Below are 20,258 nucleotides of genomic sequence, written 5' to 3' on the forward strand. Positions count from 1 at the left end.
TTAGCAATCATACATTAAGAGTAGTTTTTGAAGCAAAGTAAGCTCGCCAACCACCGAAATGGGTGATATCAGTAGCAGAGTCAATTGCGTAACCTTCACAAATAAAACTAGTTACCCAACTACTATCATCTAATTCTACTTTACCAAGCCCTAATGGTTGCCCTATTCCCTGTAAAAAACTCCCTACAGTACTAACCGGTATACGCCACACTTCAACTTCAATTGCGGCTCCATCTTCAGCGACTCGAATTAAACCCGGGCGGAAAGGAGGGCCACCTGCTAATGCGTAAAAACGATAATCTGCAGAGGTATTACAGCTTTTCACTAAATAACCACCTCGTTCTGTTAATTGGTGATTAAGTGGAAAACCAGTTAAATGTGCACCACAAACAGCGATATCAATTTGCTCATCACTTGCTTTATCACTTACATCATTTAAAGCTTGCTCAGTCGCCCCTAAGGTAAAATTATTAAGCTGTTGTATTTTAGCGCCAGCGCTCAACAGTAAACGGTCGCTAAACGCAGGACCAAATAAAGTAATACCATACGGTAAGCCTGATGCTAAAAAGCCAGCAGGCACTGCAATCGCAGCATAATCCAATAAATTCATAAAGTTGGTGTAATAACCTAAGTTAGAATTTAATTGAATAGGATCAGCTTCAACATCAGCAATCGTGTAAGTAGTACCCGTTGTTGGTGTTACGACACAATCTAATGTTTCAAGAATGGCATCACATTTCACTTTAAATGCCTGTAGCTTATACATTGCTTTAAAAGCACTCACTGCAGAATGGCTAGTTGCGCCACCAATGATGGTTTCAATGACAGGTAAACATTGCTTAGAGTCGTTAACAAAAAACTCTTCAATGGCTGCATAACGCTCTGCAACCCAAGGACCTTCATATAACAGTTTCGCAGCATCTAAAAACGGTTGAAAGTTAATCGTAACCACTTCTGCACCAGCTTGTTTTAATTGTTCAACACTATTAGCAAATAAGGCTTGTGCACTTTCATCACCAAAAAAAGCAAGTTGCTCTTGTTCTGGTACACCAATTTTTAATGATCTAAGACCAGACTCAGGTTGATAAACATCATCAGCGCCTAGATTGAGTCGAGAGTAGCAGTCATTCATATCTTGTTTTGCAGCAATAGTTAATAGTTCATTTAACTCATCAACCGTATTAGCAAAAAAGGTAACGCAATCTAAACTTTTACAAGCGGGTACCACACCCGTACAACTCAACAAACCTTTTGTCGCTTTTAAACCCACAATGTTATTAAGCGCTGCTGGTACACGGCCTGAGCCTGCAGTATCTGTACCGAGTGAAAAACTTACGTTCCCATTAGCAACGGCAACGGCACTGCCCGAGCTTGAACCACCTGAAATATATTCAGGGTTAAAGCTGTTTTTAACACCGCCCCACGGGCTTCGAACACCAACAAGCCCAGTAGCAAACTGGTCTAAATTAGTTTTACCTAATGGAATAGCACCCGCTGCCATTAACAATTGCACAACTTGCGCAGATTGCTCAGGCTGATAACGATACGCTTCACAGCCCGCAGTAGTCGGCAAAATGTTTAAATCAATATTATCTTTAATTGCAAAAGGTACACCGTATAAAGGTAAATCCTCGATCGACTTTTCGCTCAATGCTGCCAACATTTCAGTTAACTGCTGATCTGAAACAGTCGCTAACCAAACATTATTTTGATCATCTTTAGCTTGTTGTAACTTTGCAGCCAAAAAACTTGCAACGTTTAATTCACCACTGCGGTAAGCATCTTGTAAAGCGCTAATGGTCATATTTTGTGTTGTTATGCTTTTAATATCTGTCATTAGCTTTTCTCCAAAATCAATAAACGTTGCCCTGCGTGTACCTGTGCACCTTCTTTTTGTACTAAGGTTTCAACAGTACCTGCAGCAGGTGCCACCACTTCAATTTCCATTTTCATGGCTTCTAAAATTAATAGCGGTTGACCTGCCGTCACTTGCTCACCCGGTTTGACTAATATTTTCCAAATATTACCCGCTACATGACTATCAACAGCACGTTGTTCAGCAGTTAAGCTTACTACATCGGTTTCTACTTGCGTCATTTCATCGGCAACAAAATTAGCCTGCCCTGTTTCCTGCCAGCGTTGACGTTCTGCTTCAAATGCTTTTTGTTGTTTATCTTTAAAGGAAACAATCGACTCTTGAGCATCAACCAAAGTTTGTTGGTATTCAGCTAAGCTAAAGGTTGTTTCTTCAATTTTTAATGGGTAATCACCACGAGGGAAATCATGACGAATTTGTGTTAATTCTTCACTGCTTACAGGGTAAAATTTAATTTGATCGAAGAAACGTAATAACCACGGTTTTTGAAATTCTGCTGTTTTACGGTAACGATTCCACATTTGTAAAGTACGACCAACAAACTGATAACCTCCAGGTCCTTCCATACCGTAAACACATAAATAAGCACCACCAATACCCACTGCATTTTCAGGTGTCCATGTACGTGCAGGGTTGTATTTAGTGGTAACTAAACGATGACGAGGATCAAGCGGTGTTGCCACTGGCGCACCTAAATAAACATCACCTAGTCCCATCACTAAGTAGCTAGCGTTGAAAACAATTTTTTTTACTTCTTCAACCGAATCTAAACCATTAATGCGACGGATAAATTCAATATTATCAGGGCACCAAGGTGCGTCTTTACGCACTAATTCATCGTATTTTTTAATCGCTAATCGGGTTGCATAATCATCCCAAGATAAAGGAATATGCACGATACGTGATGGTACTGTTAATTGGCTTACATCCCCTAATTCCTGCTCGGCTTTAGCTAATAAGTCGAGTAACGTAGCTTGTGATAGTAATAAATTATCATAATGTATTTGTAGAGAACGAATACCCGGCGTTAATTCTTCTATGCCAGCAATTTTCATATCCTGTAGTTGTAACATCAAGGCATGTACACGGAAACGTAAAGCAACATCCAATACTTGTTGACCATATTCAACTAACAAGTAATCTTCACCACTAGCACGGTAAACCACTTGTTCGTTTAACTCTGATTTATCAATTGTTTTGATAATCGCACTTTCAGGTAGTTCTGTTGGTGCTTTTTGTTCAATAAACCGAGCTGATTGTAGTTGTTCAATTTGCTGTGTTTCTAACTGTTGGGCATCAAGAATAGACACAGGTTGAAAACGAATGCTCGCACCCGCTTTTAATTGGCCTACTTTCCATAAATCTGCCTTTATAATGGTAACCGGACATACAAAACCACCTAAACTTGGACCATCAGGTCCTAAGATAACTGGCATATCACCAGTGAAATCAATGGTACCAACAGCATATGCATTGTCATGAATATTTGATGGATGTAAACCTGCTTCACCACCGTCATTACGTGCCCATTTTGGTTTTGGTCCCATTAAACGCACACCAGTACGGCTTGAGTTAAAGTGTACTTTCCATGTTGCATCAAAGAAGGCATCAATATCTTCAGGACAGAAGAAGTCCGGTGCTCCATGTGGACCGTAGATAACACGAATAGTCCATTCATCAGTAATTTCAGGCAATAATGCAGATGCTTCAGGTTCAGTCTCTGCAAATGTGCTACCAACTAATTCTGCAATGCTTAATACATCACCGGTACGTAATGCACGTCCCGCATGACCACCAAATTGACCTAGCGTAAAAGTTGATTTACTACCTAAATAATCAGGGCATTGAATCCCCCCCTGCACTGCCAAATATGCACGTGAGCCAGCACCTTTAATGTTACCCAGTGTTAAGGTTTGCCCTGCTTCTACATTAATTACAACGCCATTACTTACAGCAATACTACCTAATTCAGCGTTAATTGTTGCACCGGCTAAAACGATACGAGTTGCACTGTTAAAACGTAATGTTGGACCGCTTACAGTGATCTCTAAACCTGCAGCATCATCTGAATTACCTAATAAAGTATTAGCTAAACGGAAACTAACACTATCCATTGGACCTGAAGGTGGTACACCTATATCCCAGTAACCTTTACGGCCAGGGTAATCTTGAATAGTGGTTTGTGTTCCACCTGTTAATACATCAATTGAACAAGGCGTGTAAACAAAGCTATTTAATGTTTGTGTTAACAACTCTGCATCTTCTACCACTTTACTACTTAATAACTGATGTAAATAATCTTTGTTAGTTTCTATACCGTAAATTTCACTACTAATAAGAGCCTGTTTTAAACCTGTTAATGCTTTTTCTCGACTATCACTATGACAAATCACTTTTGCTAACATAGGATCAAAAAATGGTGAGATCTCAGTGCCACTTTCTAACCAGTGATCAATACGTAATGTACCTTGGTCAATTTCTGTTGCCCATTTAACATGACTGATTAAACCTGCACTTGGTTGGAATGATTTGTTAGCATCTTCTGCATACATACGAACTTGAATTGCATGACCTTTTGCTACTAAGTTTTTTTCAAGCTCTGCTAATGGAGCTAGCTCTTTAGCGCCTAAACTAACCATCCAGTTAACTAGGTCAACGTTATACACTAACTCGGTCACACCGTGTTCAACTTGCAAACGTGTGTTTACTTCTAAGAAATAGAATTTTTGATCTTTTTGGTCAAAAACAAACTCTACAGTACCTGCATTACGGTAATTTACTGAAGCCGCTAAACGTGTCGCAGTACTGTGTAGCTGTTGACGAACATCATCTGCTAAATTAGGTGCAGGACACTCTTCGATGACTTTTTGGTTACGGCGTTGTGCTGAACAATCACGTTCACCTAGTGCAATAGCATGGCCTTCACCATCACCAAAAATTTGCACTTCAATATGACGCGCTTGTACGATAAATTTTTCTAAAAATAATGCGCTGTTGCTAAAGTTATTTTCACTTAATCTTTTTACTGAATCATAAGCTTGGCTTAATTCTTCGGCGCTATTACAACGCTGCATACCGATACCGCCGCCACCAGCCGTACTTTTAAGCATGACAGGGTAACCAATTTTATCAGCACAAGTTAATGCCTCATTTAAATCTTCAAGTAGATCACTACCAGGTAACAAAGGTACGTTAGCTTGTTCTGCAATTTCACGCGCTCTATGTTTAAGCCCAAATTCCAGCATTTGTTCTGGCGTTGGTCCTAAAAAGACTAAATCATTTTCTTCACATGCTCTAACAAATTCAACGTTTTCACTTAGGAATCCATAACCCGGGTGAATAGCTTGTGCACCGCATTTTTTAGCGATAGCGATAACTTTGTCGATATCAAGGTAAGTTTGTTTAGCGCCGCCTTCACCTAAAGAATAAGCTTCGTCAGCTTGAGAAACATGCAGGCTATCTGCATCGGCGAGGCTATAAATGGAAACACTTTGAATATCCATATTTGATAAGGTGCGAATAATGCGACAAGCAATGGCACCACGATTGGCAATTAATACTTTGGTAAACATAATAATGACCTTCTAAAAGGTCGGGTCGTCCCGAAAATAGTCTTGAGCACTTGATAACAAGGTCGTCCTTGTTAGCTCGTAATGGCTGTTAAATAGCTTATTTAAAGCAAATTATCTATTGATTAATCCCAAACCAACATTTCTACAGCAGTTGGGTTGTAAGCATTACAAGGGTTATTCAACTGAGGACAATTTGATAATAAAACAATTACATCCATTGCAGCTGTCATTTCTACATATTTACCCGCACCACTGATACCATCAGCAAAACTTAATCCACCATCACTACTTACTGGTACATTCATGAAGAAGTTAATGTTATGAGTAATATCGCGTTTGCTTAAACCATATTGTGGATTTTCAGCTACCGCTAATAACCAACTATCACGACAGGCATGCATACATTTTTTTTCAATTGCGTAACGCACGGTATTACTTTCAGTTGCACAAGCTCCACCTAATGTATCGTGACGACCACAAGTATCGGCAGTAATTTCTAACATCACATTGCCATCATTAGACAATAACTTAGTGCCAGTTGTTAAGTACACATTACCTTGCTCGCGAATAGTATCCATAGCGCTATAACGTTCACTTGGATCGTTAGCGTTATAAAATAAAGTATCGGCTGCTTGGTTACCTTCTAGATCTAAAATACGTAATGTTTGTCCAGCTTTCACAACTTGCATGTAATAATCACCTGCAAGTACTGTGTCACGGCGAGTCGCTTGTTCTGCTTTAAATTGACTTGAAGTGATCATGATTATGCTCCTTGGTTTTCAGTGTGATGTGCATGTGAACAGCGATGGTGCAAATTACGTTGTAAATTATAACGACGATTATTTTCAAAACCACGGCCATTTTCATCACTTGAATTTAAACATTTATCATCACTTGTCATTTTAGGCGCATCGCTTAATGCAATACTCACTGAGCGATTAGGGTATTCACTTGCTGGATTCATTGGATGTGGACAGGTAGAAAATACAACTAGCGTTTCCATTTCAAAACGTAATTCAACGGTATCACCGGCTTTACTATGAGCAGTAACAAACTCTAAGTTACCTTCATCATCGGTTTTAACTTTGCTAAAAATATTAATGTTTGCCGCTAAGTCTCGCTTGCCTAAACCATATTTAGCCACTTCAACTAACAAACTGTCGTGTCCATTTTGCAACCAAGCATTACGGTCGCTTTGATAGTTTCTAATGCCCCATTTATCCGCTACTTTTTGTTTATTCGCCACGCCGCCTACACTATCAATCCAGTTTGTATCATCACGAACAATAGAGCAGAAAATACGGCCCATATCTGAATACAGACAATGGCCATCTGTTAACTTAAAGGTATGCTGACATTTTAAAGTGTCAGGTGCGTTGTAACGCTCTAACAAGTTACGTGGGTTATAAAATAACATTGAAACATTGGCACCACCTTCAATATCGGTAACTGCTAAAATTTTTCCTGCTGGAATAACCATCGACCAATGGCTTGCACCAGGGATAGTATCTTGATAAATCACATCTTGTGATAGTTGGTCATTACTCATGAGTATTCTCCTGAACAGTATTTTTAACTGCTGCTTCTTTTTCTATTAAAGTCTGTATGGATGATGGGATAATTTGTGTCGAATTAAGGGCTATATCGTAAACAACTTGTGCTCCATAGCGTTCCGGTTGTTGTGGATCAATTCTAGGTTTATCTAATACCCAAACGCGAGATCCTAGGCTGAATCCTTCTGACAAATCATGGGTTATCATGAAAATAGTTAAACCACGCTTTTGCCATAATTCACGCACCAGCTTGTGCATGTCTTTGCGAATACCAGGATCAAGTGCGCCAAAAGGTTCATCAAGTAATAAAATACGAGGTTCTTTTATCAACGCTTGAGCAATCGCTAAACGTTGTTGCATACCGCCTGATAGTTCACTTGGGTAACGCTTTGCGGCATGCCCTAACCCCACTGCGGTTAACATATCTAACGCTTTTTCTTTGATTGCTTTACGTTGTTGACCAAATACTTTGCCCAACAAAGGCGCTTTGGCAAACTCAGCACCTAACATCACGTTTTCTAATGCATTAAGGTGAGGAAAAGCTGAATATTTTTGAAAAACAATACCACGTGTTGCATTTGGCTCTGTTGGCATAGGTTTACCATCAAGTAATATTTCACCTCGGCTATGTGCTTCAGTGCCTAATAGCATATTTAGCAAAGTTGTTTTACCACAACCAGAAGCACCAACGATGCTAATAAACTCACCTGCTTGTACATTTAAGTTCAGTTTTTCTAATACAATATGATCACCGTATTCTTTCCAAACTTTTTTAATCTCAATAATTGGTTTGACTGCATTTTTAATAATCGACTCTGTCATTACTCTTCCCCTCTTTTACCGTGGAACCAAGGAAAAGCACGTTTAGAAATAAGTCGTAAAATGGTATCCATTAAAAATGCCAATATAGTAATCCAAACTACATAAGGTAAAATCACATCCATCGCTAAGTAACGACGAATTAAAAAGATGCGATATCCTAAACCTTCTGTTGCAGCAATCGCTTCACCGGCAATCAAGAATAACCATGCACTACCTAAGGTTAAACGTACGGCATTTAATAATGCAGGCAATACTTGTGGTAACACAACTCTGATCATTATTTGCCATGTATTCGCGCCTAACGTCTGCGCTTTTAATAATTGTTCAACTGGCAAGGATTGTGTACGTAACTGTAAATCACGAATTAAAATGGGACAGATACCAATAATAATCAGCATCACTTTAGATAATTCACCTAAACCAAATACAATAAACAGTATCGGTAATATCGCCATTGGCGGAATTAAAGAAATAGCCGTAACAAGTGGAGATAAAGTCGCACGATATAAAGGTAATAAACCATTTACAACACCAATAACTAAACCAATTAAGGCGCTAATACCAACCCCAAGTAACAGGCGCTGTAAACTAGCAGCAGTATCTACCCATAATAAGTATTCACCTGTTCGTCGACTAGGTTCAAATGCCATACGCTGTATTGCATCAGAAAAACTTGACCATGCAGGTAATAATTTATCACTTGGGTTATCTAATAAACGAGCATCAGATGCTAGTGTATAGATAACCACTAAAATGATAAAAGGTAACAAGCCTAAAACAATTCGCATAGAACGGCTTGGCTTACTATTCATCAGGCGCATAAGCTTAACCTTATAGTTTGTTGTCGACAGCCATTTGCATATATAAAGGACTAAAACGAAGTTTTATATTTTGCTTATTACCGTAAATGCCACTTGGTGTTTCAACACCAATAAACTTGGCATCACTTGCGCCTTCACCTAAAAGACCATGTTCAAATGAGAATTCTGCTACTTTACCCATGGTATTCTTTAGCTCTGCACTATTATTGAAAGCAACAGCATCTTGTGGCTTGAAAAACATTTTTGTAGAAGCAAGCTGAGCATCGTAACCAGCTAAATCAGTACCAGAAGCTTCAGCCATCATAGTACGAGCATCAATCGCTTTTTTATCATTGCCTTGCATGGTTTCCATAATTTCATACCAAGCGCCTGTTAAAGCTTTTGCAAGTTTAGGGTTATCGTTTAATGTTTCAGTGTTAATGACTAATAGGTCAATAATTTCACCGGGGATCATAGAAGAGTCAAAAACTTTGCTCGTATTTGGCATAGCCGTTATTTCACTTAATAGTGGATTCCATGTTGTTACAGAAGTCACATCATTTGTTGTGAAGGCACCAACAAGATCGGCATCAGAAGTATTTACAACACGTACATCACGTTCAGTTAATGACACACTTTCTAGTGCACGAGCTAATAAATAATGTGAAACACTTAACTCAACTAAGTTGACATTTTGCCCTTTAATATCAGCTAATGTTTTTTTACCTTTAAGGACAACACCATCATTACCATTTGAGAAATCACCGATAATCACAGCGGTAGAATCAACACCACTAGCAGCAGGAATAGTTAACGCATCCATGTTAGTCATCACAGTTGCATCAAAACCACCAGCAGTGTATTGATTAATTGATTCGACATAATCATTTACTTGTACAATTTCAATATCAATATCGTATTTGTCAGCCCATTTTTTGATAATGCCAGATGCATTACCGTAATCCCACGGCATCCAGCCAACATAAATAGTCCAAGCTAAACGAAATTTTGATTTACTTTCTGCGAGCGCAGTAGATGGGGTAAGAATAATCACGCATAAAAGAGTACTAATCGTGATTAATTTTGTGACTGAGTGACTCAAATATTTAGTAAGTTTCATATATTTATCCTTAAATTACACTGAAAAAAGTATGAGAGACATTGCTCTTATCTTCTCCCGGGCTTTTATCCCTCCGTGTAACCTTCAAATAAAAGGTCGACAACTCTCGGTCCAGTCGCTAAAAAGCCGGAACCCTAGATGTCTATTACCAAATTGTGACAATGGTTTAAAAATCCCAATATCCTCATACGAGTATTTTAAGAGAAGCAAATCTGATGCCAATTTGTTATTGCTAACAAATACAACAACATAAGTTAAAATTATATTTTTAGCCTTTTTATTCGCGCACCATAAAAGTTCATTAAATTAAAAAAAGATCCAACTTAGTGCTTATCGGCATTGCATTAAATATGAATTTGTGCAGAAAATTAGGAGGGTATTTTTAAAAGCCCTTTGAATAATGTTGTATTAATTCAACTTAACCATAATCTCAACATCTTCAAAATCTTGCTCAACAGTAAAACCAAGCTGAATATATAGTTTTTTAGCTTTGTGATTACTTTTTTCAACCTCAAGTCGTAAAGGCTTATGCGACATTGATGCTTGTGTAATCAAGGAATTAAGTATTGAGCTACCAATACCTACATTTTGATAACGAGCTAAAAGTTGTATGCCACCAATAAATAACTCATCATTTTTTTTAAGCAAACGTAACCTGCCTATTCTTTTTCTTTCATACTCAATTACATAAGTTACGCTATCAAGTATTTGCCCTCTTATTTCAGCTAAAACTTTTTTTTTACAATTATTTAGCTCTGTATCTTCAACATTTATATTTTCAGGAGCAGAAGAAACAAGTACAGAGGTTAAAAATTCAACATCTTTCTCAGTCGCCACTTTTAAAGAAAAGTCATTCATTTATTTTATATCCGTATTAGCGAACCTAGTTAATGCATCTTCATTAAGCATTTAAGAAATGCTCATGGTAATAAACGATAATAACGTTTGTAGTAATATTTTGACTCACAATCTTCAGAAACAGCAGCAGTTAAAAAAACAGCTTCAAGAGTAGAATAGGAGTTGGTGAATAAACCAACTCAATTGATACATATTCCACTTGTTATTGCGAGGAATGTAAGCCAAACATATTACCTTCTGAATCGATGGCTAAAGAGATAAAACCATATTCACCAATAGACATTTTTGGTTTTTGAATTTGACCACCAGCTTCTTTGACTCTTGCTTCTTCTACTGCACAGTTTTCACATGAAAAATAGATCAAAGTACTATTACCACCCGCAGATAATCCGTCCATTTTAACTAATGCCCCCGTCGCACCATATTTTTCCATGTTAGAAGGGAAAGCAAACATTTCAATAGTTGAATCATTAGGATCTCCTAGTGCCTGCAATTCAACCTTCAGTACTGATTCATAAAACTCTTTCGCTCTAGACATATCATTTACATATATTTCGAACCAAGCAACTGGATTACTATTCATAATATGACCTCATTAATTGTTATATTTAGCATTTAAAATGACACATTTAATGTGAATAAAACGCCTAGGAACATAATAACTCATCCTGCCAGCTGTATTGCTACTGGCATAAAAATATTTCCTTGGTGAATAATAAAATCTTACAGCGAATAACTTATAGACTAAGTTTCTTCGCACTTTGAGTATATAACCTTCTAATGGACTTAATATCTATCAAACAACACTTCATTAATTTAAATCACTCAATCATCTATAAATAAGCTAAAATAACGCCCTATTATCTAACATTTGAGTTTTTTATATTAATGAGCATTGCGACAACAAACCAGCCAACACCAAACAACTTTACTGAACTTGGTCTAATTCAACCCCTGTTAGCACGACTAACTGAGATGAAATACCAACAGCCAACTCCCATTCAAGCACAAGCTATTCCAAGTGTTTTAGCAAGACGAGATTTAATTGCTGGTGCAAATACAGGCTCAGGTAAAACAGCTGCGTTTGCTCTTCCGCTATTACAGTATCTACATAAAATAAAAACAACAAAGCATAACAATAATGATGGTAATTATGTAACAGGCTTAGTGTTAGTCCCTACTCGTGAACTTGCAAAACAAGTGGCAGATAGTATCAAGTCTTATGCTGTGCATTTTAACGGTGCAATTAAAACTGTTGCTGTATTTGGCGGTGTTTCAGCTAATACTCAAATGTTAGCTTTACGTGGAGGTACTGATATTTTAGTGGCAACACCAGGTCGCTTATTAGATTTAATCTCAAGTAATGCCATTAAGTTAGATAACGTCAAAACATTGATACTAGATGAAGCTGACCGCATGTTAAGCCTTGGTTTTACCGAAGAGCTTGCTTCATTATTAGCATTAATGCCAAAACAAAAACAAACATTACTTTTCTCTGCAACGTTTCCTGAACAAGTAAAAGCATTAACATTGGACTTACTTAATGATCCTGTGGAAATTCAGTTACAAAGTGCTGATTCAAGCACATTAGTTCAACGTGTATTCACTGTTAATAAAGGACAAAAAACCGCCCTGTTAGCACATTTGATTAAGCAACATAAATGGCAACAATCACTTATTTTTGTGAACGCTAAAAATGCTTGTAATCACTTAGCAGATAAATTGTCTAAACGCGGTATTACTGCGGAAGTATTCCACGGAGATAAAGGACAAGGTGCGCGTACTCGTGTGCTTGATGCGTTTAAAGCGGGTGAAATTCAAGTATTAATCGCAACCGATATTGCCGCTCGTGGTTTAGATATTGAAAAACTGCCCGTGGTGATCAACTTTGACTTACCAAGAAGCCCAGCTGATTATATGCACCGAATTGGTCGAAGTGGTCGTGCGGGTGAAGTTGGTTTAGCATTGTCAATTATCGATCATGAAGATTATCATCACTTCAATGTTATCGAGAAGAAAAACAAACTACGCCTAGAACGAGAACAAGTGGCAGGGTTTGAAACCATTGAATTTGAGAAAGATGTTTTTTCTTCTACAAATAAGCCCGTAGCAAAACCAGAAGGCAGTGGTAAGAAAAAACGTAAAAATAAACAACAAGTGAATGCAGATATTTGGCTAGGTAATGTTTAATCTACATAATAAACCTCTAAGCAAACTGATAGCATCATACGATGCTGCTTTATTAATAGCTGAGGTTGATAAATAACATCATGGAGTAAATATGATCAAATTTGAGCAATCTATAACAAAATCGACAACAGCCAGTTTTGATGTCGACCCTCAATGTGGCTTTACTCCATTGTGTCCAAATGAATTACCCATTGAACAAGGGCATTTAATTGCCCATGAACTGAATACACAAGCACAGTTTGCTTCTTACCGAATAGTCAGTAAAGATTGCCACCCTGCTCAAGCCCCTTGGATTGCCAACTCCCTCGATGAAATTATGACTCCCGTTATAGGTGATTATCCTAATTTAGATATCAAATGGCCCGCTCATTGTATCGTTGGTACAAAAGGTAATGCTTTGATCCCAGGCTTACCTGATGAAAATGACTATGATTTTGTCGTTGAAAAAGGAATGGATCCTCTTAAACATCCCTATGGCGCTTGTTACCATGATCTAGCAGAAAATGACAGCACAGGGATTATTACATGGCTGCTTTCAAAAAAGATTAAAACCATTATCGTCGGTGGATTAGCAACTGATTTTTGCGTGAAAACGACGGTATTACAGCTTTGCCGAGCAGGCTTTCAAGTCATTGTAAATCTAGCAGCTTGTCGCGGTGTTGCTGAAGAATCAACACAACTTGCTTGCCAAGAAATGCAACAAGCAGGTGCAATCGTGATCACAGACAGTAAAGCATTGGAGCTGTAATGAATAATCAAAAAGCAGATCGTTATTTAATTAACAGTTTAATGGATATCGATTTTTATAAAATAACCATGCTACAAGCTTTTTATCATGCTACTGAATTCCGACTGGTAAATGTACAATGGAAATTTACTTGTCGTAATAAAGAAGATATTGATTTAACCAACTTAATCCCCGAAATTCAGCGCCAACTCGAACATCTATGTACCCTCTCTTTCAGTGATCAAGAACTTATTTATCTATCTCAATATTCATATATTAAACCTGACTTTATTGAGTTTTTGCGCATCTTCAAACTAAACATGAAATTTGTACAGTTACATTCAGATGGTCACAATATTAGTTTACGTTTTGACGGCCCACTATTACATGTGAGTTTATTAGAAATTTATGCTTTATCTATCATCAGTGAATTACATACTTACCAAAATTGTAATGGTTTTAACCTGTTTATTGCCAGAGAAAAATTAGCCTTAAAAATGAAACTACTTGAAGCAGAAAAAGAGTTACAAAATTTTAACTTTATCGATTTTGGTACTCGTCGTCGTGCAAGTAAAGAATGGCAAAAAGAGGTATTACAAACCTTAAAAAAACAATTACCTAATACTTTTTTAGGCACCAGTAACTTACACTTTGCACGAACATTAAACTTACCCGTTGTTGGAACAATGGCACATGAGTGGTTTCAAAGCTGGCAAGCTGTAACACGTTTAGCTGATGCTCAAAAAGCGGCATTAGAGGGCTGGGTTAGAGAATATCGAGGTGAATTGGGTATTGCATTAACTGATTGTTATTCCATGGATTCCTTTATCCAAGATTTTTCTGATCCTTATTTTGGCAAGCTTTATGATGGGTTACGTCATGATAGTGGATGCCCCTATATTTGGGGTGAAAAAGCAATTCGTTTATATCAAGATATGGGCATTGACCCCATGAATAAAACCTTAGTATTTAGCGACTCATTAGATTTCCCATTGATGATAGAAATTTGGAAACGTTTCAGAGGCCGCATTAAGGTTTCTTTTGGGATTGGTACTAATTTAATGAATGATGTAGGTAATGTACCACTAAATATCGTTATTAAAATGGTAACAGTAAATAACAAACCTGTAGCCAAAATATCAGATGAGCCGGGTAAAAGCATGTGTGAAGACATTGGTTATTTACAATACTTAGCCACTCAATATGGCATAGATCCAAGCACTGTTAAAACATCAAAATAGTTTTATTATTTTCATCCTTAAAATCCATAAACATTAACATTAACATTAACATTAACACCTATTTTAGGATGAATTTTATATTGCACTCAACTAATACTTTTTTATCAATAGCTTAAAACATGTATTACACAATACTATTAGTGTGATTAGTATTGATCCCACCTTCCGTTAATTTAGCTGGATCAAGTAGCACAGTTAACTCTTCCCGTGATAAATCTGTGTGTTCAACAGCTACATCGATAATCGCTCGGCCTTCAGCATAGGCAATCTTGGCAATTTTTGCTGCCTTTTCATAACCTATAACAGGATTTAATGCGGTAACCAAAATTGGGTTTCTTGTTAGTGCATGTTTTAAATTTTCTTCATTTACTGTAAAGGTTTTAATCGCCTTATCCGCTAGTAACACACTCACATTCGCTAAGATATCAATGCTAAACAATAAATTATGCGCAACTAAAGGTAACATCACATTTAATTCGAAATTACCTGACTGCCCTGCAATAGTAATGGCAGCATCGTTACCGATAACTTGTGCTCCCACCATAGCGGCAGACTCTGCAATCACAGGGTTCACTTTACCAGGCATAATAGAAGATCCAGGCTGCAATGCTTGTAACTGTATCTCCCCTAAACCTGCTAATGGGCCTGAATTCATCCAACGTAAGTCATTCGCAATTTTGATGATCGAAACCGCCGTTGCTTTTAATTGTCCAGATAGTGAAACAACAATGTCTTGGGTGGCTATATGTGTGAAAAAGTTTTCGGCAGGTGTAAATTGTAATCCTGTCATGTCAGAAAGCATTCCATTAAATATTTTTGCAAATCGAGGATCTGCATTAATACCTGTACCTACCGCCGTACCACCTTGTGCCAAACTTTGTATGCTTACTTGTAAGGATTGTAAATGTTGAATATTTTGTTGTATTTGAGAAGCCCAAGCATTTAAGCTTTGACTTAAACGAACAGGCATTGCATCCATTAAATGAGTTCGCCCCGTTTTTATATGCTGATCAACACTATTTGCTTTATCGTGTGTTGTCACAACAAGTTTTTGTAATGCAGGAAGTAAGTTGTTGTGTAAAGTAAGGGATGCACTAACATGAATAGCCGTTGGAATAACATCATTACTGCTTTGACTACAATTGATATGATCATTTGCGCAAACATTTTCACCATACAATTGACTGCTGATCCTCGCTAATACTTCATTAGCATTCATATTTGTACTCGTAGCAGATCCTGTTTGAAAAATATCGATAGGGAAATGACTCATCAATTCAGGATCAGCTAACAACTGAGTAACTGCTTGATTAATCGCAGCTCCCATTTTTTCAGGGATCTGCTGTAACTCAACATTGCTTTTAGCTGCCGCAGCTTTAATTAATAATAATGAACGAATAAAAGATTCAGGTAATGGTTTGCCGCTGACAGGGAAGTTATTAATAGCACGTTGTGTTTGTGCTCCATAGAGTGCTTCTTTGGCGACTTCAATTTTTCCCATGCTATCTTGTTCTGTACGAGTGTTTTTCATGTTAAATCCTCAATCATTAAAGTAGATGAATCGATTTAAATGGAAGTAATCACATAATACTAGCAGGTCGTAGAGCGTAAGTTGTAAAAGTAAACGAGAAAAGTGAATATATAGATATTCACTTTTTTATTGGAATTGATAGTGTGTCTTATTGTTCGAATAACTACGCTTATGAAATTACGCTTGTAAAGCCATTGCCGCCATTTTCATCGTACTTGCAAATGATTCAGAACCCGCAATGAATAAACCATTATGGCAGAACATTGCATCTTCAATCCCCGTCACTTCTTGTAATGCTTTGTCATTCAAACCAGCCCACGCTGCTGGCAATGATTTTCTATCTTCAAACGACCCAGGCTCTACTGGTACGGTTTGAATTCTCCACTGACCTGTTTGTGATGGATACACCATGTATAAAGCGGTAGAAGATAATGCATGAACGGTTCTTTTCCATGGAATATATTTTTCTAATACTATCACTCTTGGATCTTCAGCATCTTCTATTGCTTTAGCTACAATCGCTTTTGCATTAATGCCACCACTTGCAGAGGCAATAAAACGCAATAAAACAGATGATGCAAATTCAACGGCTTGTTCAAAACTTCCATCAAAATCAGCATCTTCTTGCCAAGTTGGATTAAACATTGAAATAGTTTGACTCAAACTAATACCTGTTGATACTCCTTCTACATGACCACAATCTATTGCATCGATATTAGAAACAAGTCCCGCATCAACTGAATTAGCAACCTCTTGATCACCTTGGCAAAGTGTTAAACCATATTTTTGCCAAATCAAACCAAATGAAGAATAAGGAATACCATTTTCTCGTTCCCCTGCTCCACCACGTTGATGATGATCAAAACGTCCTGCATCAGCATCATAAACACCACCAACATCCAGAACGATGTCAGCTTTATTAATAAGCTCTAAATCGCGAGTACGGATGAGTTCATAAGAAGGAAAGATATTTTTTAGTGTTGCAACACTAAAAACATCATCAGCGTGAAAGTTACCGTTATGCGTTGCTATTGTTATATTATTCATATGTATTGCTTATTTATTAAGTGTCTTTTTGCAAAGAAAAAGAGATGATCAGCTACTTTTTAATAACACTTTATTTTATGTTATCAATCAGCGAGAAATATAACCGACTACTATAGCAAGCTCATTACAAATAAACGATGTTAAATACCTATATCAGCATTCATTATTGTTGATAGTGATAGATTATTTACAACAACAAAGTAAATCATGTAGTGATAAACGACAAATTGTAAAAAGCTTTTATCACAAAAAAAGCATAACTGAAGAAAATACTGATTTTATCCTATTCAATCAGTATTTTTGCGGGCTGACGCTTTGTTTCTTTCTATACTCATTCACTAAAGCTAGGTAAGATAGCGACCTAAATTTTATCAAGGAGTAACTAAATGATTGTGCTGGATGAGATAGTAAAAATCCTAACATTTTATCATGGGGAAAATAACTTCAATATGAATCCCCTTGTACCACGTGAAATCGAGCATTATGCACGTGCGGTTTTAGATATCCCTGATGATGAATATGTTTTGGCGGCGATGCGTACCTCTTTTACAAAGTTTCATCGAGGGATCGTAATAGGACGTGATGGTATTTATTGGCAAAATGACATTAAAGTTGAAACCTCAGTCAATTTCTTAACATGGCGTCAAATGAGTGAGCAGAAGAGTTCATTTAGAGCCCGTAGAACAACTGTTGAACTAGGTAATGGTGCAGTATTTGATAATACAGGTTCACTCAATAAAACCAGTGTGATGATCAATATCCTTGATTTGTTAATCGACAAATATGAAGAACAAGAAACAGACCGAGATGGTTTTGTTTTCGATGGTCTAGATTTAAGCGAACTTATGCGTTCAGTGCCAGAAAATAAAGCAGAACTTAAAGCTGAAAGTGCAGAAAGTGCAGCCGCCGCTTCAACTGTTAGTTTCTTTTCAATTATTGTTAGCTTATTTAATGGTAGTTTATTCAGAAAATCAGAAACTAAATAAACCAAGCACAAATGAGAAAGCAATAAAAAACTCAGCTAATTAGCTGAGTTTTTTATACACCAAAGAAAATAACAGGTACTTATATAATAGCTTAAATAGCTGTACTCTCAGTTAATGACACTTCATCTAACTGCACATGTGAACTGACTAACGCCCCAAAAAGTGCAATACAACTTGCCACCATCATCACAAGCACCATTGGCCACATTGAATCGGTTATTAATATGGCAGCAATAGCACTTACTACAGCTGCGGTAACATACTGAGTAGCCCCTAAAACAGCAGCCGCTACTCCTGCATTTTTTCCAAAATAAAACATAAAACAAGCACTCGAATTAGGCATAATACCACCCATTGCTGCAATAATAGTCACAAAACCAAATACGCTTACCCATAAATGTTCTGAGAAAAATGCAGTTGCACTAACTAATATCAGCACTCCCGTAAATTGCATGCTTAGAAATATTTTTAATAAAGAGCTTGGTTCATGTTTATGCAATAGGAAATTATTCAATCTATTGATGACCACCACACCTGCAACATTCAAAAATAATAAAATAGAGAATACCGTTTCAGAAACACCAAAATGTTCGATATAAGCAAAAGGAACATTTGTTAAAAATGTCATCAATACCGATAATGCAAAAGCTTGTGCTAATAAATACCCTAAAGCTTGACGCTCTCTGAACACACTTAAATATCCCATTCTCTTGATACTGTGCTGCACTCTATTTTGTTTTGGCATAATAAAAATAACGCATAAAGTCACTAAACTGCCCATCAAACCTAATGAAGTAAAAATCCACTCCCAATTTAATGTTTTTAATATAAGCGTACCCACTGAAGGTGCAATTGAAGGCGCTAACATGGTGATCAACATGATCAAAGAAAATAAACGAGCCGAGTCTTTACCGACAGTATTATCACGAATGATTGCTGGCACTCCCACAACAGCGATACCGCCACCAATAGCTTGAAACAAACGTAATGCCCAAAGTAAATGCAATGACGTGGCATAAGGGATTAAAAAACTACCAAGAGAAAACAATACCAAGCCAAGTACGATAATAGGTTTACGACCAAATTTATCAGATAACGGCCCGCCGATTATTTGTCCAATAGCCAAGCCTAAAATATACAAACTAACGGTGATCGCAATTAATGAAATATCGGCATTTAAATCCGTAGCCATTATTGGAATTGCCGATAAATAACCATCGGTCGCAAAAGGTGTTAATGCAGAAATGCCTGCCAATAGCAGTAATAATGGCATAGCGATATGTTTACTCATAAAACCTCAGTTTTTATTTATCTTTCCAGAAAGAAAAGATGTTAACTGGATATTACCTTTCTAGCAAGGTATATTGCCATTATCTGGGAGAGTCAAAATGATCGATAAACAAACACCTGTCACTAATATACTTAAACTAACCAAAGAAAACTGGCCACAATCCTATCAAGGGTTATCACCTGAAATATTACGTATTTATCGAGTTCATGATCATTTGTATCAGCATCTCAATCAGGTATTAACTGCATATAATCTCCAAGCTGCAGACTTTGGTGCTTTAGAAACCCTAAGAAAGCAAGCCGTGCCTTATTCATTATCGCCTACTGAATTATCAACGGCGATGTTGTTTACATCAGGCGGTTTAACAAAAGTGTTAAAGCGCATAACAGATGCAGGGTTAGTTCAGCGCATTAATAATCCAAATGATAAAAGAGGAAAGTTAGTACAATTAACTGAAGCGGGAGAACAGTTAATTAACCGAATTATTGTTGACTTACATACACAGGAACAGAAAAAACTAGCTATCCTATCTAAGGATGAAAAACACACTTTAAATAAGCTACTTAATAAAATGTTAGGTATCTGGGAATAATAATCACATTAGCTAAACAGTATTTTCAATAAAAAATTCATATAAAGGGAAG

The 20,258-nt window shown here is 37.1% G+C and carries 17 protein-coding genes and 1 riboswitch; of the genes, 5 read left to right on the forward strand and 12 right to left on the reverse strand.

Going from position 1 to position 20,258, the window contains the following annotated elements:
* Positions 1–7 precede the first annotated feature (7 nt).
* From atzF to E2R68_RS05975, 9 genes are all read right to left on the reverse strand, one after another.
* The gene (gene atzF / locus E2R68_RS05935; RefSeq protein ID WP_134276579.1) at positions 8–1,837 is read right to left on the reverse strand and encodes an allophanate hydrolase; all 1,830 of its coding nucleotides are present in this window, start codon (positions 1,835–1,837) and stop codon (positions 8–10) included.
* Positions 1,837–5,448 carry an urea carboxylase gene (gene uca / locus E2R68_RS05940; protein WP_134276580.1) on the reverse strand — a complete coding sequence of 1,204 codons (3,612 nt, stop codon included), beginning with the start codon at positions 5,446–5,448 and terminating at the stop codon, positions 1,837–1,839. Before uca ends, atzF begins: the two co-directional genes overlap by 1 nt.
* A 122-nt stretch (positions 5,449–5,570) precedes the next feature.
* The gene (locus E2R68_RS05945) at positions 5,571–6,209 is read right to left on the reverse strand and encodes an urea amidolyase associated protein UAAP2 (protein WP_134276581.1); all 639 of its coding nucleotides are present in this window, start codon (positions 6,207–6,209) and stop codon (positions 5,571–5,573) included.
* Between the two features lie 2 nt (positions 6,210–6,211).
* Entirely contained in the window at positions 6,212–6,997 is a 786-nt protein-coding gene (locus E2R68_RS05950; RefSeq protein WP_134276582.1) for an urea amidolyase associated protein UAAP1, read from the reverse strand.
* Positions 6,990–7,823 carry an ABC transporter ATP-binding protein gene (locus tag E2R68_RS05955; RefSeq protein ID WP_134276583.1) on the reverse strand — a complete coding sequence of 278 codons (834 nt, stop codon included), beginning with the start codon at positions 7,821–7,823 and terminating at the stop codon, positions 6,990–6,992. The genes E2R68_RS05950 and E2R68_RS05955 overlap by 8 nt, the downstream gene beginning before the upstream one ends.
* Positions 7,823–8,644, reverse strand: coding sequence for an ABC transporter permease (locus tag E2R68_RS05960; protein ID WP_134276584.1), 822 nt, complete (start codon positions 8,642–8,644; stop codon positions 7,823–7,825). Before E2R68_RS05960 ends, E2R68_RS05955 begins: the two co-directional genes overlap by 1 nt.
* 10 nt (positions 8,645–8,654) lie before the next feature.
* Entirely contained in the window at positions 8,655–9,743 is a 1,089-nt protein-coding gene (locus E2R68_RS05965) for a putative urea ABC transporter substrate-binding protein (RefSeq protein ID WP_134276585.1), read from the reverse strand.
* Positions 9,744–9,795: 52 nt separating this feature from the next.
* Positions 9,796–9,892, reverse strand: a riboswitch (guanidine-I (ykkC/yxkD leader).
* A 259-nt stretch (positions 9,893–10,151) separates the two neighbouring features.
* On the reverse strand, positions 10,152–10,601 hold the full coding sequence (locus tag E2R68_RS05970) for a GNAT family N-acetyltransferase (RefSeq protein WP_134276586.1): 450 nt from the start codon (positions 10,599–10,601) through the stop codon (positions 10,152–10,154).
* 202 nt (positions 10,602–10,803) lie between these two features.
* Positions 10,804–11,184, reverse strand: a complete 381-nt coding sequence (locus E2R68_RS05975) for a VOC family protein (protein ID WP_134276587.1) — start codon at positions 11,182–11,184, stop codon at positions 10,804–10,806.
* A gap of 305 nt (positions 11,185–11,489) precedes the next feature.
* Here E2R68_RS05975 and E2R68_RS05980 point away from each other — a divergent pair, with 305 nt between their 5' ends.
* From E2R68_RS05980 to pncB, 3 genes are all read left to right on the forward strand, one after another.
* Positions 11,490–12,791 carry a DEAD/DEAH box helicase gene (locus tag E2R68_RS05980; protein ID WP_208380133.1) on the forward strand — a complete coding sequence of 434 codons (1,302 nt, stop codon included), beginning with the start codon at positions 11,490–11,492 and terminating at the stop codon, positions 12,789–12,791.
* Positions 12,792–12,882: 91 nt separating this feature from the next.
* Positions 12,883–13,539, forward strand: a complete 657-nt coding sequence (locus E2R68_RS05985) for an isochorismatase family protein (RefSeq protein WP_134276589.1) — start codon at positions 12,883–12,885, stop codon at positions 13,537–13,539.
* Positions 13,539–14,759: a nicotinate phosphoribosyltransferase gene (gene pncB / locus E2R68_RS05990; RefSeq protein ID WP_134276590.1), complete on the forward strand. Its 1,221-nt coding sequence runs from the start codon at positions 13,539–13,541 to the stop codon at positions 14,757–14,759. Before E2R68_RS05985 ends, pncB begins: the two co-directional genes overlap by 1 nt.
* Before the next feature lie 124 nt (positions 14,760–14,883).
* Here pncB and E2R68_RS05995 read toward each other — a convergent pair whose 3' ends face one another.
* Together E2R68_RS05995 and E2R68_RS06000 are read right to left on the reverse strand one after the other, a co-directional pair.
* Complete coding sequence (locus E2R68_RS05995) at positions 14,884–16,290, reverse strand: class II fumarate hydratase (RefSeq protein WP_134276591.1); 1,407 nt, start codon at positions 16,288–16,290, stop codon at positions 14,884–14,886.
* A 177-nt stretch (positions 16,291–16,467) separates the two neighbouring features.
* Positions 16,468–17,337, reverse strand: a complete 870-nt coding sequence (locus E2R68_RS06000) for an MYG1 family protein (protein WP_134276592.1) — start codon at positions 17,335–17,337, stop codon at positions 16,468–16,470.
* A gap of 386 nt (positions 17,338–17,723) precedes the next feature.
* On the opposite strand from E2R68_RS06000, the gene E2R68_RS06005 reads away from it, so the two are divergent.
* Positions 17,724–18,323, forward strand: coding sequence for a hypothetical protein (locus tag E2R68_RS06005; RefSeq protein WP_134276593.1), 600 nt, complete (start codon positions 17,724–17,726; stop codon positions 18,321–18,323).
* 91 nt (positions 18,324–18,414) lie between these two features.
* Here the strand turns inward: E2R68_RS06005 and E2R68_RS06010 are convergent, their stop codons facing one another.
* Positions 18,415–19,614, reverse strand: a complete 1,200-nt coding sequence (locus E2R68_RS06010; RefSeq protein ID WP_134276594.1) for a multidrug effflux MFS transporter — start codon at positions 19,612–19,614, stop codon at positions 18,415–18,417.
* 97 nt (positions 19,615–19,711) lie between these two features.
* On the opposite strand from E2R68_RS06010, the gene E2R68_RS06015 reads away from it, so the two are divergent.
* On the forward strand, positions 19,712–20,206 hold the full coding sequence (locus E2R68_RS06015; protein ID WP_134276595.1) for a MarR family winged helix-turn-helix transcriptional regulator: 495 nt from the start codon (positions 19,712–19,714) through the stop codon (positions 20,204–20,206).
* Positions 20,207–20,258 lie beyond the last annotated feature (52 nt).

Source organism: Psychromonas algarum (genome assembly GCF_004376845.1).
Lineage (GTDB): Bacteria > Pseudomonadota > Gammaproteobacteria > Enterobacterales > Psychromonadaceae > Psychromonas.

What these genes read in the sequence shown, in the direction of transcription:
- E2R68_RS05995 (WP_134276591.1), bottom strand. Translation starts at nt 16,290, where the DNA reads ATGAAAAACACTCGTACAGAACAAGATAGCATGGGAAAAATTGAAGTC.
- E2R68_RS05960 (WP_134276584.1), bottom strand. Translation starts at nt 8,644, where the DNA reads ATGCGCCTGATGAATAGTAAGCCAAGCCGTTCTATGCGAATTGTTTTA.
- atzF (WP_134276579.1), bottom strand. Translation starts at nt 1,837, where the DNA reads ATGACAGATATTAAAAGCATAACAACACAAAATATGACCATTAGCGCT.
- E2R68_RS05980 (WP_208380133.1), top strand. Translation starts at nt 11,490, where the DNA reads ATGAGCATTGCGACAACAAACCAGCCAACACCAAACAACTTTACTGAA.
- E2R68_RS05985 (WP_134276589.1), top strand. Translation starts at nt 12,883, where the DNA reads ATGATCAAATTTGAGCAATCTATAACAAAATCGACAACAGCCAGTTTT.
- E2R68_RS05975 (WP_134276587.1), bottom strand. Translation starts at nt 11,184, where the DNA reads ATGAATAGTAATCCAGTTGCTTGGTTCGAAATATATGTAAATGATATG.
- E2R68_RS05965 (WP_134276585.1), bottom strand. Translation starts at nt 9,743, where the DNA reads ATGAAACTTACTAAATATTTGAGTCACTCAGTCACAAAATTAATCACG.
- E2R68_RS05970 (WP_134276586.1), bottom strand. Translation starts at nt 10,601, where the DNA reads ATGAATGACTTTTCTTTAAAAGTGGCGACTGAGAAAGATGTTGAATTT.
- E2R68_RS06015 (WP_134276595.1), top strand. Translation starts at nt 19,712, where the DNA reads ATGATCGATAAACAAACACCTGTCACTAATATACTTAAACTAACCAAA.
- E2R68_RS05950 (WP_134276582.1), bottom strand. Translation starts at nt 6,997, where the DNA reads ATGAGTAATGACCAACTATCACAAGATGTGATTTATCAAGATACTATC.
- E2R68_RS05945 (WP_134276581.1), bottom strand. Translation starts at nt 6,209, where the DNA reads ATGATCACTTCAAGTCAATTTAAAGCAGAACAAGCGACTCGCCGTGAC.
- uca (WP_134276580.1), bottom strand. Translation starts at nt 5,448, where the DNA reads ATGTTTACCAAAGTATTAATTGCCAATCGTGGTGCCATTGCTTGTCGC.
- E2R68_RS06000 (WP_134276592.1), bottom strand. Translation starts at nt 17,337, where the DNA reads ATGAATAATATAACAATAGCAACGCATAACGGTAACTTTCACGCTGAT.
- E2R68_RS06005 (WP_134276593.1), top strand. Translation starts at nt 17,724, where the DNA reads ATGATTGTGCTGGATGAGATAGTAAAAATCCTAACATTTTATCATGGG.
- pncB (WP_134276590.1), top strand. Translation starts at nt 13,539, where the DNA reads ATGAATAATCAAAAAGCAGATCGTTATTTAATTAACAGTTTAATGGAT.
- E2R68_RS05955 (WP_134276583.1), bottom strand. Translation starts at nt 7,823, where the DNA reads ATGACAGAGTCGATTATTAAAAATGCAGTCAAACCAATTATTGAGATT.
- E2R68_RS06010 (WP_134276594.1), bottom strand. Translation starts at nt 19,614, where the DNA reads ATGAGTAAACATATCGCTATGCCATTATTACTGCTATTGGCAGGCATT.